The following is a 14217-nucleotide window of genomic DNA, read 5'->3' as shown; positions in this document are numbered from 1 at the left end:
CCCCTCAACGGGATCTCTGCCATAGAACGCTCGGCGATTGCGTCCCCGGGCGGATCAATTAGCCGCGATGGCACCCGAGAGAGTGAAGGGCGCCAAGAAGGTATCTTACCGTAGGGCGGGACACGGGTCAAGGATCTTTGGCCGGACCGCTTACTAGGGTAAGGAGGGGGTTCCTGCAGCCGCAGCACTGGAAAGTCTTCACCTACGCCAACGCGGGAGTCTTCGTCGACGGGTACATCCTGAGCAGCGTCGGGCTCGCGCTCATCACGCTGGGGCCCCAGTTCCATCTCGACCCCGTCTCGACCGGGTGGGTCGGAGCGGCGACGTTGTTGGGGATTTTTGCCGGAGCGCCGATCTTCGGACATCTCACCGACCGTCACGGCCGGCGCATTTTGATGATCGCCGATCTGTGCGCGTTCGTCGTCATCGCGATCGCGCAGGTCTTCGCAACCAACGCGCTCGAGCTCACCGTTCTCCGTTTTTTGCTGGGAGTGACCATCGGTGCGGATTATCCAATTGCCGCGGCAATCATCACCGAGTTCATGCCCGAGCGCGTGCGCGGCGCGGCACTCTGCGCGGTGGAAGCCGTGTGGTTCGTCGGCGCTGCGGTCGCCTACGTCGCCGGTTACGCGCTGCTGTCCACCGGCCCCAATAGCTGGAAGTGGATTCTCGCCAGTCCGGCGGTTTTTGCGCTCGCGGGGCTCTTGATGCGAGCGAGCGCGCCGGAGTCGCCGATGTGGCTGCGCGCTCGCGATGCGGGGGACATCTCCGCGTTATCGTTATCGACGGTTTTCGCCGGACCGTTTCGCAAGATGCTGACATTCGTCTCGGTGATGTGGTTTTTGCAGGTCGTGCCGCTCTTTGCCGTCTACACGTACGCGCCCGCGGTCTTGTCGGCGCTTGGGCTGGGCGATCAGCGCTCGCCCGCCGGCAGCGTCGCCATCACCGCTGCTTTCGCAGTAGGGTCGTTCCTCTCGATATTGCTGGTCGAACGATGGGGCCGCCGGCCGCTATGCATCGCCGGCTTCGCGACGGGCGTCGTTGCCTTTGCGTTTCTCCCATTCGTCAACGCCGTCGGCGTCGTCGCGTGCTTTCTGCTCTACGCCGTCGGCATCGGCGCCGCGAGCGGGCTCGAACTCGTCTATCCAAACGAGCTCTTCCCCACGCACGTTCGCGGAACGGCGACGGGCTTCGCCGCGGCGTTTAGCCGAATCGGCGCGTTTGCCGGAACGTTCGCGTTACCCATGGCGCTGGTAAAGTTCGGCACGACGCCGGTCATGCTCACGGCGTGCGTGCTGTCGGCGCTCGGCCTGGTCATCTCGTGGGTGTGGGCGCCTGAAACGAAAGGACGGCAGATCGCCTAAACAAAGAGCCGGCGTAGAACGCCGGCTCTTCTCTGGCCCAGAGCAAACTCGGATCAGAACTTGATGCCTAGACCCGCGTACGGTCCGTCTGCCGTGATGTTGCCGGGCGCGTTCGTCCGATTGTTGAACGCGTTGCCCATCCAGCCGACGTCGATGAAGATGGGACTGCTGCCGATCACGTAGTTGAGACCGACTTGGTACTTGTACGCCGTGTACGACAACTGGTACGCCACCGAAGGAGCTCCGGTCGTAATGTTGCCGGTGACGCTCGGGTAGTACAAGAAGCTGCCGTAGAACGAGAGCGGGATGTTGAGATCGGGCAGTTTCTCGATACCGAAGCCGGCACCGTTCATGACCGGATATCCGTAGTTCGTCGACCGGTTCAGATACGAGCCGACGATGTAGATCTTCGGCTGCATTACGCGAAAACCGAACCGCACGTCCCAATCCGCGTCGCGAGCGGTGAATGCGGGAACGTACGTGGATCCCTTTCCGCCGATCGTCGTTACGAAGCACTGCGGATCGACCGGCGCCGTGCCGGCGGCGGTACCGCAGTTATGCGGATACTGGTACTGCTCGAACGAACCTTCGATCATCCACGGAAGATTCAGCGCGTCGAACTCGATCGCACCGCGGACGTGATACGAGCCGCTGCCGGTATTGCCCGGACTGAACTCGTTGTACACCTTTGGTGAGATGATGTAGTCGCCCGCGACGAACATGTCGTGGTACGGCGTCGCAATCGGCGCCGGGGTCGGCGTCGGCGGCGGCGGCGGCGCGGTCGGCGCTTCCGTCGGTGCTGGAGTCGGCGGCGGCGTCGGCGGCAGATACCGTACGACGACGACGTGCTGATCCGGCACCCACTGCACGTAGGCGCCCATACCTTCGGAGATCACGCGCACGGGTACCAGTACGTTGCCTTGATAGATCATCGGCGGTACGTCGAGCGGCCGCGATTCACCGTTGATGACGACTTCGGGTTTACCGACGGTTACCTTGACCTCGGATCCGGATTTCGAGACCGTGACCGTCTTGCTGCCGGCGTCGTACGACACGGTCGCACCCATCTGCTCGAACATCGAGCGCAACGGGATGAGCAACGTGCCGTTCTTCACCAAAGCTGCCAAGACGCGGCCTTGTTTGAGAACGTCCGGTTTGGAATACACGTGGTGATCGTTATAAAGGATAGGAATCGAACCGGACGGTGGTGAGCCGAAGTTCGCTGCCGGCATCGACGAGCCGGCTTGCGCTACGCGGTTTCCATCGTTTCCCGTCGCAGCCCATGCCGGCGATATCGCTACCGCAGTGAGTCCGCAAGCCGCGACGGCCGCGAGGACTCCGGTGCTCAGTCGCTTCACGAAAAAGCCTCCTTAGATTGTTGTGCTTGCGAGCAGGCGCCCTTTTAGCTACCGTGCGCGCAATTGCACGATACCGGTTATTCCCCGACGGCGCAACGCGATAAACGCCACAACCAAGCGATTCCAAGGAGAGTCTCACCGAGGGCCAGCCCGAAGGCGACTCGGGGTCCGAGGCTGCCGGCGGCAGCCGTCGCCATCCCAAGGCGCTGTAGAACCGCCGCGGTCAGCAGGGGAGCGACGATCTGCGGGCCGGCCACGGCGACGTTCCAAATGCCCATCGTCGACGCGAGAGCGCCCGGCGGCAAGATGCGGCAAGCGATCGCCCAATCGGCGACCAAGAAGACACCCCATCCCAGGCCCGCAAGTGCCGTCGCCACGGCAGCCAACGCGACGTTCTGCGCGACGACAAAGAGCAGCAACGCGGCAATCGTTGCGCCGCAGCCGATCGTTGCGACCAGACGCTTGTCCATGCGATCGGTCGGCTTTGCGGCCACGCCGGCGCCGGCCGCCGCTAATACCGTGAACGCCAAGATGAAGATGCCGGTCTGCCGCTGCGCCGCCGCGCCGGCGGGAACGCCGAGCACTCCGATGACGTAAAACAGCAAGTAGCCGACCAGCGTGTAGAATCCGACGTACACGAGTGCGCGCGAAATAAACAGATCGACGAACGCGCGCGTCACGCGAAAACGTTCGTGTGGCGGCGGCGGCTGCAGTTGCAGTCCGCGGACGTGCGCGATCGTCACGCTCGCGCACGCGACGAGGAACGCTGCAAGCGCCGCGCCGAGGACGCGCCCGTTCGTAATGACGCTCGCGCAGACCGCGCCGATCGCATTGCCCAAACTCTGAAAACCACTCATCCAGGACGATGCGATTCCAAGCCGTTCCCGCGGGATCGTATCGGGAATGATCGCCTGATACGGACCGGCCGCGACGTTGAGCGTCGCCTGCAGCGCGATCAGCGCGGCGACGAGCCCGGCAAAGTTCGACGCATCGTAAAACGCAACCAGCGCGACGGCACCGCCGATCGTTCCGGCCGCATAGAACTCCAAGCGTTTGCTGCCGTGCCGGCGCCGCCAATCCGACCACGGTCCGACCGCGATCTGCACGATCGCTGCGACGACCGCGCCGACGGCGGCCAGATAACTGTACGACACGATCGCCGTAGCGGGTGCGAGCTCAATCGAACGGGATTGCAGCGATACGCCGAGCAGCGCGCCCCATAGCGCCTGCGCGCCGAGCCAAAACATCGCCAAGCGGAACGGACTCGCTTTAGTCATGCGCGCTCACGTAACGGTAATCGTCGACCGTATCGGCATCGAACGCCAGCTCCGGTGGACAGCCGCGCAACGCCAGCGCGGGCACGCCGAGCACCTTGTGCGCGTGCGCTTCGATATGGCCGATTCCGAGCCGGCGAAAGAGAAAGCGCACGAGAATCCGCGGACTCACGAAGCCCGCCATCTGCCACGGATGCTTACGGGCGTCGAAAAAGCGCGACGCGATTGTCTCGACCTTCGCCGCCAAACCGCCCGGGATATAAAAGACGTCGCCGTTAACGACCCGCTCGCCGCGCAGCGTAATCCCACACGGCGGCGCACCCGGAAAGCGCGCGTCGAAATCCTGGAACTCCGCCAGCGGCAGCGCCACGTGCCCGGCCGGCACGCGCGTCAAGAACCCTGAAACCGCGCTCGCGTCGACGTAGGGCATATCGCTGGTCGCATAAATCAACGGATCGCCGTCGTCGGGCCACGCGCGCAGCGCACGGACGAGGTTTTCGGTGCCGCTGCGCGCCTCCTCGACGACCAGTTCCACGCGATCCCCGCACGCTGCGCGGACTTCGTCTCCGCCGACCACGGCGATACGCGTCGCACCGGCGCCGCGCAAAGCGCCGACGACGCGATCGAGCATCGTGACGCCGCGAACGGCCACGAGCGCCTTGACGGTCGTTCCGGACTCACGGGCATAGTCGCCGGTGATTCGGCCACCCGCTGTGATGACGGCTTTCACTTGAAAGGCGCTCCGGCCCGGCCTCCGCGCCCCCCGCGCTTCGCGCGGGGCCCCCTAACCATGGCGCGCGATACGTTTTGGCACGCTTGAGATTCCCCCAGGGCGCGCCAAATTATCGTTATCACTCTAGCGAACCTGGGTCGTTGAAATCGAACGCAACCTGTTGTCCCTTGCTCTCCTCCGGGTGCGCGATGGTTTCTTCGGCGGCGTTGCCGTAGCGCTCTTCCAGCAGCAGCTCCATCATCTCGGCGTTTTTGGCGGCTTTTCCGTTGGCGTGGTTGTTGAACATGACGTAGGTATCGCGAGTCTGCGCTTCGACGTCGGCAATGCGATCGGCCCACGGCGCCAGCTCGTCGTCGCTATAGAGATAGTCGTATCGCGTAACGTTGTTGCCGCGCCACCACGTTTTCGCACTTCGCCCGTGAAAGCGAACGTACCCGACGCCGGAAGTCGCTTCCGACGACGCGTGAAGCAGCCCTTCCAAGTGGGGCATGTCGACGTTGCAGTAGCCGGCGCCCAACTCGCGCAGCAGCTCGATCGTTTCGGGGATCTGCCAACGTTCGTTGCGAAACTCGACGACGACCGGCAAACCGTCGAACGCATCGACGGCGCGAGAGAGATACTCGCGACGATTGCCGTCGGGCCTGAAGCCGTTGGGAAACTGCAGCAAAAGGCACCCCAGCTTGGCCGCCGCCAGCGCCGGCTCGATTGCTTCAACCAACAGTTTGGCGTCGTCGTGAACGCTAAGACTGGTCGGATCCGGCGGATGCGTTACGGTTTGCGGCGCCTTGAACGTGAAGCGAAACCGATCCGGCGTGCGCCGTACCATCGAAGCCACGGTTTTCTCGGTTGGAACGCCGTAGGCGCTCGAGTCGATCTCGACCGCCGCAAAGCGCCGGGCGTAAAACGGCAGCATGTCGGCCGATTTCGTCCGCGCGGGATAGAACTGCCCGATCCAGTCTTTATACGAGAATCCGCACGTGCCGACGTAGATCACTGTCGACGTCGCTTGCGTTAAGCGGAGTTGAGCTCCTGTTCGAAGGCATGGGCCGGATAGCCGGCAACGAGACGAACCGGTACGTCGCGCAAGAGTTCCCTGGCGAGACCCTGGAGCCGCGCCACCGCGTCGAGCCTTCCCATGCTGCCAAGTATGCCGGCGACTTCGCCGTAGGCGTGAACGGTGTAGCGTTCGCCGAGTTTCCTAATCGGATTTACCACCAAGCGAACGTAGCGTGCGCGGTCGATCTCACCGTCGACAAAAAGCCCTTTGATCACCTCGTTCGCGTTGAGAAACACGAGCCGATCCCGCATCGCAGCAGAGTGAATATCCACCCCAAGCTCTTCGAGGGCCGCGCGAAACGCGCGCTCGTGCTCGGCACTGGCGATTACTAGGGCTGCGCCGTGATCCTGCACTGCCGAAGCAATAAACGGGACGACGCGGTGTATCAGCGATTCGGAATCGTCGCCGTACCAGACGACCTCGGGGCCGCTCACTTCTTGTTTTTCGACCGCGCCTTCATAGCGGGCTCGACCTCCGCGAGAAGTAAAATGTCGCGCACCTTTCGATGACCCTCCACGGGATGACGCAATGGCGCGTCGGCTTCGAACTCGTAGACGTTACGCCGGCCATCCCGCTCGCGGAAGAGGACGCCTGCCTCTTCGAGATCTGCGAGAATGTTGGCCACCGCTCGTTCGGTAATGCCGACGAGCAGGGCCAGGTCGCGAACCCGCAACGTCGGGTCTTTCGCGAGCGCGATGAGCACGTGAGAGTGATTACTTAGGAAGGTCCACGACCCACCTCGACGTTCCATCCACTGAAATGATACACCTGAAATAAAGTTCATGCAATATGCTGCCAGAAATAAATTACAGGCCCGGTCGGTCGACCGGGCCTGTAGGCAGTCTGGGTTCCGGACGGGCGCTACTTCTTGACGGCGACCTTCTTCTTGCCTGCCACCGTGCGCTTGGGACCCTTGCGGGTGCGGGCGTTGGTCTTGGTGCGCTGACCGCGGACCGGCAGGCCGCGGCGGTGCCGCAACCCGCGGTAGCAGCCGATGTCCATGAGGCGCTTGATGTTGCCCTGAACCTCGCGGCGCAAGTCGCCTTCGACGCGGAGCTGCAGTGCGTCGATCGCGTCGCGCAGCTTCTTCTCGTCGTCCTCGGTCATGGCTTTGACGCGCACGTCGGGACTGATGCCCGCATGCGCGAGCAGCTTGCGAGCCGTCGTGTCGCCGATGCCGTAGATATACGTAAGAGCGACCTCGATGCGCTTCTCACGCGGAAGATCGATACCAGCAATACGAGCCATAATTATCCTTGCACCTGTTTGTGTTTGGCATTGACGTCGCAGATCACGCGCACTTTACCGTGACGGCGGATGATCTTGCATTTTTCGCAAATTTTCTTGACCGAAGGTCTAACTTTCATTTCAATGGCACTCCGCCTCCGGCTCCGCGCCCCCCACTTCGTGGGGCCCCCGAGCCATGGGCGCCTTTCACATCTTGGTCAGCTTGAGATCCCCCTACGGGCGCCCAAACCATCGCCTGCTCTACTTATATCGATACGTTATTCTGCCGTGCGTGAGATCGTAGGGCGAGAGCTCTACGAGCACGCGGTCTCCGGGAAGGATGCGGATGAAGTGCATCCGGATCTTGCCCGACACGTGCGCCAGCACGCGATGGCCGTTGGTGAGTTCGACGCGGAACATCGCGTTTGGCAATGGTTCCACGATGGTGCCTTCGACTTCGATCGCCTCTTCTTTGGGCGTCGCCGTCTTGGCGGCTTTTTCCGCGGACGCTTTACGACTGGGACGCGTACCGCCCCGGCGCTTGCGTGCCACTAGCGCATCTTCCTCATGCAATCGCCTCCTGGGCCGGTCGGTACCGGTCGACGTCGGCATGCTCCGCGAAGTCGCGAAGCGTGAGGATCTTAGGGCCGTCGTCCGTCACGGCGATCGTATGCTCGAAGTGCGCTGCGAGTTTACCATCTGCAGTGACGACTGTCCAGCCGTCCTTGAGGATCTTGACCGCGTGGTTGCCCTGGGTGATCATCGGCTCGATGGCCAGAACCAGCCCCGCGCGCAGCTCCAGGCCTGTGCGGGCCTTGCCGTAGTTGGGGACCTGCGGCTCCTCGTGCATCGCTCGCCCGACCCCGTGGCCGACCAGCTCGCGTACCACCCCGTAGCCGTTTTTCTCGGCGTGGGCTTGGACCGCGGCGCCGATATCGCCCACCCGGTTTCCGCGCTGCATCTGCGCGATGCCGACCATGAGACACTCTTGGGTCACGTCCATCAGGCGCTGCGCTTCGCTCGACACGTTGCCGATTGCGACCGTTGCGGCGCTGTCGCTGACGTAGCCGTCGAGCGTCGTTCCGATGTCGATCGACAGCAGATCGCCCTCGCGCAGCACGCGCGGCCCCGGAATGCCGTGAACGACTTCATCGTCCACCGAAGCGCAGATCGACGCCGGAAAGCCGTGGTACCCTTTGAACGTCGGCACCCCGCCCAACCCGCGAATGCCCTTCTCGGCCATCGCATCGAGCTCTCCGGTGGTCATCCCGGCGCGCGCCGCCTTCATCAGATCCGTCAGCACCTTCGCGGTGATCTTCCCGCTTCGGCGCATCGTCTCGATTTCGCGGGCCGACTTGAGCGCGACCATCTTAGTGCGCGTGCTCCAAACCGATCACGTGCGCCAACTGGTGCGCGACTTCGTCGACGCTGCGCAGCGCATCGATCTCGACGAGCTTGCCGGTTTTGCGATAGTACTCGATCAGCGGTTTGGTCTGCTGCTCGTACACGTCGAGCCGCTTTGCGACGGTTTCGGCCTTGTCGTCTTCACGCTGCATCAGCGGTCCGCCGTCCTCGTCGTCGATGCCGGCCGTCTTCGGCGGATTCGTGATCGTGTTGTACGTGCGACCGTTGCGCGGATTCGTCCAGCGCGCCGAGAGACGATCGATCAGCGTTTGGCGATCCGCTTCGAACAGCACGACCGCATCGAGCGCCCAACCCTTGCGCGCGAGCAAATCGTCGAAGGCTTTGGCTTGTGCGTCCGTCCGCGGGAAACCGTCCATCACGAAACCCGACGGGGTTTTCTCCAGCTCCTTTTCGATCATCGCGATGATGAGCGCGTCGGGAACCAGATCGCCGCGCTTCATGTACGCTTCGGCTTCTTTGCCGAGCTCGGTGCCCGCGACGCGGTTCTCGCGCAGGATATCGCCGGTCGAGATCTGCCGTGCGCCAAAGCGCTCGAGAATCCGAGCCTGCGTGCCTTTGCCCGCGCCGGGCGGACCGAGAAAAATCAGGCGCACGATTATCGCTTGATGAACCCGCGGTAGTCGCGCATCGCCAGGCGCGCCTCGATCTGGGTGATCGTATCGAGCGCCACGCCGACCACGATAAGCAGCGACGTCGAACCCAGGTAGAAGGTCGTTACCGACAGTCCGCGTTGGAGCGCACCCGGCAGCACTGCCAGCAAGCCCAGGTAGATCGCCGCCGCCGTGGTGATGCGGAAGAGAATCTTGTTGAGGTAATCGACGGTCGGCTGTCCGGGACGGATGCCCGGGATGAAGGCTCCGGTCTTCTTCAGGTTGTCCGCCACGTCACGGGTGTTGAGGACGATCGAACTATAGAAGAACGTGAAGATCACGACCAGCAAGAAGTAGACGACGTTGTAGAGCGGACCGTTTGGCGAGAACCAGACGTTGAGCCAGGTCGATACGTTGCCCAGCCAGCCACCGCCGCCGGCTTGGCCGTGGTTGAACCACGACAGCGCCTGCTGCGGCAGGAGCAGTATCGAGATCGCGAAGATGATCGAGATGACGCCGGCGTTGTTGAGGCGCAGCGGAATGTAGGTCGAGCGGCCGGCAAACATCTTGCGGCCTACCACGCGACGCGCCTGCTGCACCGGAACGCGGCGCTGGCCCTGATACAGGAAGATGATCGAGACGATCACGACCAGCGCGATCACGAAGTACAGGAAAATGTTGAACCACGATTCGCCGCCCCCCGCCGTCGACGAGAACGTCTGCGTGACGTACGTCGGGAAGCGTAGAACGATGCCGATGAAGATGATCAGCGAGACGCCGTTGCCGATGCCTTTGTCGCTGATCTGCTCGCCGAGCCACATCAGGAAGAGCGTCCCCGCCACCATCGCGACGATGGCATAGAGCAAGAACCAGATGCTGTTGTCGTAAAAGACGCCGCTGCGCTGCATGCTCACGGCCATGAACGTTCCCTGCATGCAGGCGAGCACGATCGTCAGCCAACGCGTGTACTGACTGATCTTCTTACGCCCTTCCTCGCCGCCTTTCTTCGCGAGCTCCTCGAGCTGCGGAAGCACGACCGTCATGAGCTGCATGATGATCGAGGCGTTGATGTAGGGCGTGATGCCCATGGCGATGATCGACAACTTCTGCAACGCGCCGCCCGACAAGAAGCCGAGCAGGTTGTAGAACGTGCCGTTTTGCAGCACGCGCTGCCACGCCGCTTGATTCACGTCGGGCAACTGCACGTGGATCATGAAGACGAACCACGCGAACGCGAAGAGCACGAAGAAGACCCGCTGGCGGATCTCCGGCACTAAGATGGCTGCGCGGAGATTATCGATCACGCGACTTGCTCGTCCTCGATCTTGGCGCCCACAGCGTTGAGCGCCTCACGCGCGCTGCTGGAAAACTGACAATCGCGGAAGCGCAGCCCCGACGGCAAATCCTTGCCGGGCTTCGCGCCGCCGAGAATCTTCACGCCGTCGAGCGCCGATTTCAGCACGCCCTTGTCCTTGAGCGATTCCGGCGAGACTTCGATTGCCGCGTCCCAGGTCGCGAGCTGGTGCAGATTGACGACGGCGAGACGCGAGCGGAAGTGTCCGATATCGCGCGCTTTCTGCGAGTAACCGCGCTTGTGCGGCAAGCGCCGCGCCCACGGCGTCTGACCGCCTTCGAACGCGGGACCCTTTCCGCCGCCCGAGCGAACGGTCTGGCCTTTGCCGCCCTCGCCGCCGGTCTTCACCATGCCCGAACCGTGGCCGCGGCCGATGCGCTGACGCTTCGGACGACTGCCGGGTGCCGGCTTGAGCGAGCCGAGCTTGAGCACCGATCCGCTTGCAGATGCAAACGAGCCCGCGCTCACCGTCGAAGAGGCTTTTGCGGACGCCGCTTTTGCGGTGGTCGATTTCTTTGCCGTAGCAGCCTTCGCAGTGGTCTTTCTGCTAGCTGCCGGCTTCTTTGCTGCTGATTTCTTTTTTTCTGCCATTGTTTTCTCGCCTACGCTGCGTAGATGTCTTTGACGGTTTTGCCGCGCATAGCCGCGACTTGCTCGGCGGTACGAAGCGAGCGAAGCGCTTCGATCGTCGTCATGACCACGTTGATCGGGTTGGTCGTGCCCAAGCACTTGGTGAGGATGTCGTGAATGCCCGCGAGCTCGAGCACGGCGCGCATCGATCCGCCGGCGATGACGCCGGTACCGGGCGCGGCCGGTTTGAGCAATACCGAAGCCGCCCCGATCTCGTGGCGCACTTCGTGCGGAATCGTCTTCTCGACCATGGGAACGGTTACGAGATTCTTCTTCGCCTGCTCGACGGCTTTGCGGATCGCCTCGGGAACCTCGCCGGCTTTGCCGATGGCGAAGCCGACCTTCCCTTTGCGATCGCCGACGACGACGAGCGCGCTGAAGCTGAAGCGCTTACCGCCCTTGACGACTTTCGCCACGCGATTAACGCGGACGACGGTCTCTTCGAATCCACTATTGTCGCGATCGCGACCACCACGATATTGCATTAGAAACTTAGCCCCGCTTCGCGCGCCGCATCGGCCAACGCCTGGACGCGTCCGTGATACTTGTAACCGCCGCGATCGAACACGACTTGAGAGATACCCGCCGCTTTGGCTTTCTCGGCGATCGCGGCACCGACGGCCTTAGCGGCATCGAGATTGGTCTTCGATTCCAGCGAACCGGCGAGCGTCTTCTCGACGGTCGACGCCGCGGCAAGGGTGTGGCCCTTGCTATCGTCGACGAGGGTCGCGTAGATGTGGTGAAGCGTGCGGCGCACCGACAGGCGCGGACGTTCCGACGTACCCGCCAGTTTCTTGCGCAGCCGCACGTGGCGCGCGCGGCGTGCGTCGTCCTTAGAAATGCGCGCCATTACTTCTTACCTGCCTTTCCGGCCTTACCGAGTTTCTTGCGAACGACCTCGCCGGCGTAGCGAATGCCTTTGCCTTTGTACGGCTCGGGCGGACGCAGGCCGCGAATCTCGGCCGCGACTTGTCCCACGGCTTGTTTGTCGATGCCCTCGACGTGAATCTTGTTCTGGCCCTCGACCATGAGCGCGATGCCCCTGGGGGCTTCGAACACGACCGGATGCGAGAAGCCCAGGCTGAGGTTCAGTTTCTCCCCGGCCTTAGCCACGCGGAAGCCGACGCCTTGGATCTCCAAGCTCTTGCGATACCCTTTGCTGACGCCTTCGACCATGTTGGCGATGAGCGTTCGCGTGAGGCCGTGCGCGGCACGATGCTCGCGCGCCTCGCCTTTGCGCTCGATGAGCACCTTGCCGTCTTCCATTTTCACGCTCACGACGTTGGATAGAATCGCTTGGCGCAGCTCGCCCTTGGGTCCCTTGACCAGCACTTCGCCGTCGTTGAGCGTAACGTTCACGCCCGACGGAACGGCTACGGGCAGTTTTCCAATTCTAGACATTTCGATTTACCACACGTAGGCGAGCACTTCGCCGCCTACGCCGACTTTTTTGGCGCGCTTACCCGACATAATGCCTTGCGGCGTCGAGATGATCACCAAACCGAGCCCGCCCAGCACGCGCGGAATCTCCGTCTTGCCCGTGTAGACGCGCAACCCGGGACGCGAAATGCGGCGCAGGCCGGTAATGACTTTCTCTTTCTCCGGGCCGTACTTGAGCGCGATGCGAATCGTGCCTTGCGGGCCTTCTTGCAGGCGCTCGAAGTTTTCGATGAAGCCTTCATCTAGGAGAATCTTTGCGATCGCCTGCTTCGTGCGCGAGGCCGGAACGTCGACCGTCTTATGAGCGGCCGTGTTCGCGTTGCGAATGCGCGTCAGCATATCGGCGATGGGGTCCGTAATAGCAGCCATTTGTTCTTCAACTCTTCCTTTTTTGTCCTGAGCCCCGTCGAAGGGCTCTCTACCACGAAGCCTTGGTCACGCCCGGCACCACGCCCTTATGCGAGTTCTCACGGAAGCAGATGCGGCACATGGCGAACTTGCGCAGATACCCGCGCGGGCGTCCGCAAATCTTGCAACGGTTGTGCTGGCGTACCGAAAACTTCGGTTTGCGCTGCGATTTGACGATCATGCTCGTCTTTGCCATTGGCTTCTAACCCCGACCCTTCTGAAGCGGGAGACCCATCGCCACGAGGAACTCCGACGCTTCTTCGTCGGTCTTCGCCGTAGTGACGATCGTGATGTCCATGCCGCGAGTCTTGTCGACCTTGTCGTAGTTGATCTCCGGAAAGACCAGCTGCTCGCGCAAGCCCAAGTTGTAGTTTCCGCGTCCGTCGAACGATTTGGTCGGCAGGCCGCGGAAGTCGCGAATACGCGGAAGCACGATATTGAACAGTTTGTCGAGGAACACGTACATGCGATCGCCGCGCAACGTCACCTTGGCGCCGATATTCATGCCTTCGCGCAGCTTGAACGCCGCGATCGATTTCCGCGCCTTCGTCACCACCGGCTTCTGGCCCGCGATCGCGCCCAGTTCGTTGACGGCGGCATCCATCAGCTTCGCGTTGCCGGTCGCCTCACCCAGACCGATGTTGACCGACACCTTCTCGAGCTTCGGCACCGCCATCACGTTCTTGTACCCGAACTCTTTGGTGAGCGCGGGGATGACGTTTTTTGTGTAATGTTCCTTAAGTCTTGCCGCCATCTTCTTCTACCTGCTCCCGCCCTTACTTTTTGTCGAGCGACTGCCCGCACTTGTGGCAGATGCGCTGCCTGCGCGTCTTGCCGTTGGGCGTGTGATCGACATGATGCTTGATCCGAACCGCGCCGCATTTTCCGCACAGGATCATGACGTTCGATACCGCAATCGGCGCTTCGCGCTCCGCAATCCCGCCCGCGATCTGCTTCGCCGGGTTCCGGCGCATGTGCCGTTTCACGACGTTCACGTGCTCCACCAGCACGCGCCCGGTCTTTTCGTTCACGTCCAGAATCCGTCCCGTCTTGCCCTTGTCGCGCCCCGCGATGACCTTCACCATGTCATCCTTCCTGAGCTTGATGTGGACCGGCGTGCGCTCGCCCTTCTCTTGGCGGCGTTTATACGCAATCTTCGCCATGTTTAGATCACCTCCGGCGCGAGCGATACGATCTTCATAAATTTCTTGTCCCGTAGTTCGCGAGCGACGGGGCCGAACACGCGGGTGCCCACCGGCTCGCCGATTTCGCTGATCAGCACCGCCGCGTTGGTGTCGAATCGGATATAGGTCCCGTCCTTGCGGCGCGTTTCCTTGCGCATCCGCACGATCACGCA

The 14217-nt window shown here is 62.5% G+C and carries 23 protein-coding genes; 2 read left to right on the top strand and 21 right to left on the bottom strand.

What is annotated here, in order from left to right; translation table 11 throughout:
• The first annotated feature begins 137 nt into the window (after positions 1–137).
• Entirely contained in the window at positions 138–1364 is a 1227-nt protein-coding gene (locus VGG89_11955) for an MFS transporter (GenBank protein ID HEY1977258.1), read from the top strand.
• 53 nt (positions 1365–1417) lie between these two features.
• Here VGG89_11955 and VGG89_11950 read toward each other — a convergent pair whose 3' ends face one another.
• The 13 genes from VGG89_11950 to rplO all read right to left on the bottom strand — a co-directional run bounded on the left by VGG89_11950 (position 1418) and on the right by rplO (position 10814).
• On the bottom strand, positions 1418–2722 hold the full coding sequence (locus VGG89_11950; protein ID HEY1977257.1) for a copper amine oxidase N-terminal domain-containing protein: 1305 nt from the start codon (positions 2720–2722) through the stop codon (positions 1418–1420).
• 77 nt (positions 2723–2799) lie between these two features.
• On the bottom strand, positions 2800–3999 hold the full coding sequence (locus VGG89_11945; protein HEY1977256.1) for an MFS transporter: 1200 nt from the start codon (positions 3997–3999) through the stop codon (positions 2800–2802).
• Complete coding sequence (locus VGG89_11940; GenBank protein HEY1977255.1) at positions 3992–4726, bottom strand: nucleotidyltransferase family protein; 735 nt, start codon at positions 4724–4726, stop codon at positions 3992–3994. The genes VGG89_11945 and VGG89_11940 overlap by 8 nt, the downstream gene beginning before the upstream one ends.
• Before the next feature lie 121 nt (positions 4727–4847).
• A complete protein-coding gene (locus VGG89_11935) occupies positions 4848–5723 on the bottom strand; it encodes a DUF72 domain-containing protein (protein HEY1977254.1) in 876 nt (291 codons plus the stop codon).
• A gap of 17 nt (positions 5724–5740) precedes the next feature.
• On the bottom strand, positions 5741–6220 hold the full coding sequence (locus VGG89_11930) for an MEDS domain-containing protein (GenBank protein HEY1977253.1): 480 nt from the start codon (positions 6218–6220) through the stop codon (positions 5741–5743).
• Positions 6217–6489 carry a winged helix-turn-helix domain-containing protein gene (locus VGG89_11925; protein HEY1977252.1) on the bottom strand — a complete coding sequence of 91 codons (273 nt, stop codon included), beginning with the start codon at positions 6487–6489 and terminating at the stop codon, positions 6217–6219. The genes VGG89_11930 and VGG89_11925 overlap by 4 nt, the downstream gene beginning before the upstream one ends.
• A gap of 158 nt (positions 6490–6647) precedes the next feature.
• Positions 6648–7034 (bottom strand): 30S ribosomal protein S13, encoded by a 387-nt coding sequence (gene rpsM / locus VGG89_11920; protein HEY1977251.1) that lies wholly within the window; start codon positions 7032–7034, stop codon positions 6648–6650.
• Positions 7035–7036: 2 nt separating this feature from the next.
• A complete protein-coding gene (gene rpmJ / locus VGG89_11915) occupies positions 7037–7153 on the bottom strand; it encodes a 50S ribosomal protein L36 (GenBank protein ID HEY1977250.1) in 117 nt (38 codons plus the stop codon).
• Positions 7154–7274: 121 nt separating this feature from the next.
• Positions 7275–7475 (bottom strand): translation initiation factor IF-1, encoded by a 201-nt coding sequence (gene infA, locus VGG89_11910; protein HEY1977249.1) that lies wholly within the window; start codon positions 7473–7475, stop codon positions 7275–7277.
• A gap of 103 nt (positions 7476–7578) precedes the next feature.
• Positions 7579–8382 carry a type I methionyl aminopeptidase gene (map, locus tag VGG89_11905; protein ID HEY1977248.1) on the bottom strand — a complete coding sequence of 268 codons (804 nt, stop codon included), beginning with the start codon at positions 8380–8382 and terminating at the stop codon, positions 7579–7581.
• Position 8383: 1 nt separating this feature from the next.
• Positions 8384–9031 carry an adenylate kinase gene (locus VGG89_11900; GenBank protein ID HEY1977247.1) on the bottom strand — a complete coding sequence of 216 codons (648 nt, stop codon included), beginning with the start codon at positions 9029–9031 and terminating at the stop codon, positions 8384–8386.
• A gap of 2 nt (positions 9032–9033) precedes the next feature.
• On the bottom strand, positions 9034–10332 hold the full coding sequence (gene secY, locus VGG89_11895) for a preprotein translocase subunit SecY (GenBank protein ID HEY1977246.1): 1299 nt from the start codon (positions 10330–10332) through the stop codon (positions 9034–9036).
• Positions 10329–10814 carry a 50S ribosomal protein L15 gene (gene rplO / locus VGG89_11890; protein HEY1977245.1) on the bottom strand — a complete coding sequence of 162 codons (486 nt, stop codon included), beginning with the start codon at positions 10812–10814 and terminating at the stop codon, positions 10329–10331. The genes secY and rplO overlap by 4 nt, the downstream gene beginning before the upstream one ends.
• Here rplO and VGG89_11885 point away from each other — a divergent pair.
• Positions 10807–11007, top strand: a complete 201-nt coding sequence (locus VGG89_11885; GenBank protein ID HEY1977244.1) for a hypothetical protein — start codon at positions 10807–10809, stop codon at positions 11005–11007. The two genes, rplO and VGG89_11885, sit on opposite strands and share 8 nt — an antisense overlap.
• Here VGG89_11885 and rpsE read toward each other — a convergent pair.
• The 8 genes from rpsE to VGG89_11845 form a co-directional block, all read right to left on the bottom strand.
• The gene (gene rpsE, locus VGG89_11880) at positions 10985–11497 is read right to left on the bottom strand and encodes a 30S ribosomal protein S5 (protein HEY1977243.1); all 513 of its coding nucleotides are present in this window, start codon (positions 11495–11497) and stop codon (positions 10985–10987) included. The two genes, VGG89_11885 and rpsE, sit on opposite strands and share 23 nt — an antisense overlap.
• Complete coding sequence (rplR, locus tag VGG89_11875) at positions 11497–11862, bottom strand: 50S ribosomal protein L18 (protein ID HEY1977242.1); 366 nt, start codon at positions 11860–11862, stop codon at positions 11497–11499. Before rplR ends, rpsE begins: the two co-directional genes overlap by 1 nt.
• Complete coding sequence (gene rplF / locus VGG89_11870) at positions 11862–12413, bottom strand: 50S ribosomal protein L6 (GenBank protein ID HEY1977241.1); 552 nt, start codon at positions 12411–12413, stop codon at positions 11862–11864. Before rplF ends, rplR begins: the two co-directional genes overlap by 1 nt.
• Positions 12414–12419: 6 nt before the next feature.
• Positions 12420–12821, bottom strand: coding sequence for a 30S ribosomal protein S8 (gene rpsH, locus VGG89_11865; GenBank protein ID HEY1977240.1), 402 nt, complete (start codon positions 12819–12821; stop codon positions 12420–12422).
• Positions 12822–12870: 49 nt separating this feature from the next.
• Positions 12871–13056: a type Z 30S ribosomal protein S14 gene (locus VGG89_11860; protein ID HEY1977239.1), complete on the bottom strand. Its 186-nt coding sequence runs from the start codon at positions 13054–13056 to the stop codon at positions 12871–12873.
• 6 nt (positions 13057–13062) lie between these two features.
• On the bottom strand, positions 13063–13614 hold the full coding sequence (gene rplE / locus VGG89_11855; GenBank protein HEY1977238.1) for a 50S ribosomal protein L5: 552 nt from the start codon (positions 13612–13614) through the stop codon (positions 13063–13065).
• 22 nt (positions 13615–13636) lie between these two features.
• Positions 13637–14023: a 50S ribosomal protein L24 gene (rplX, locus tag VGG89_11850; protein HEY1977237.1), complete on the bottom strand. Its 387-nt coding sequence runs from the start codon at positions 14021–14023 to the stop codon at positions 13637–13639.
• A gap of 2 nt (positions 14024–14025) precedes the next feature.
• The coding region (locus VGG89_11845; GenBank protein ID HEY1977236.1) for an uL14 family ribosomal protein at positions 14026–14217 on the bottom strand (192 nt) is incomplete at its 5' end.

The sequence above is a fragment of the Candidatus Baltobacteraceae bacterium genome (genome assembly GCA_036488875.1).
Classification (GTDB): domain Bacteria; phylum Vulcanimicrobiota; class Vulcanimicrobiia; order Vulcanimicrobiales; family Vulcanimicrobiaceae; genus JAFAHZ01.
This window is presented reverse-complemented; position numbering and strand designations above follow the sequence as displayed.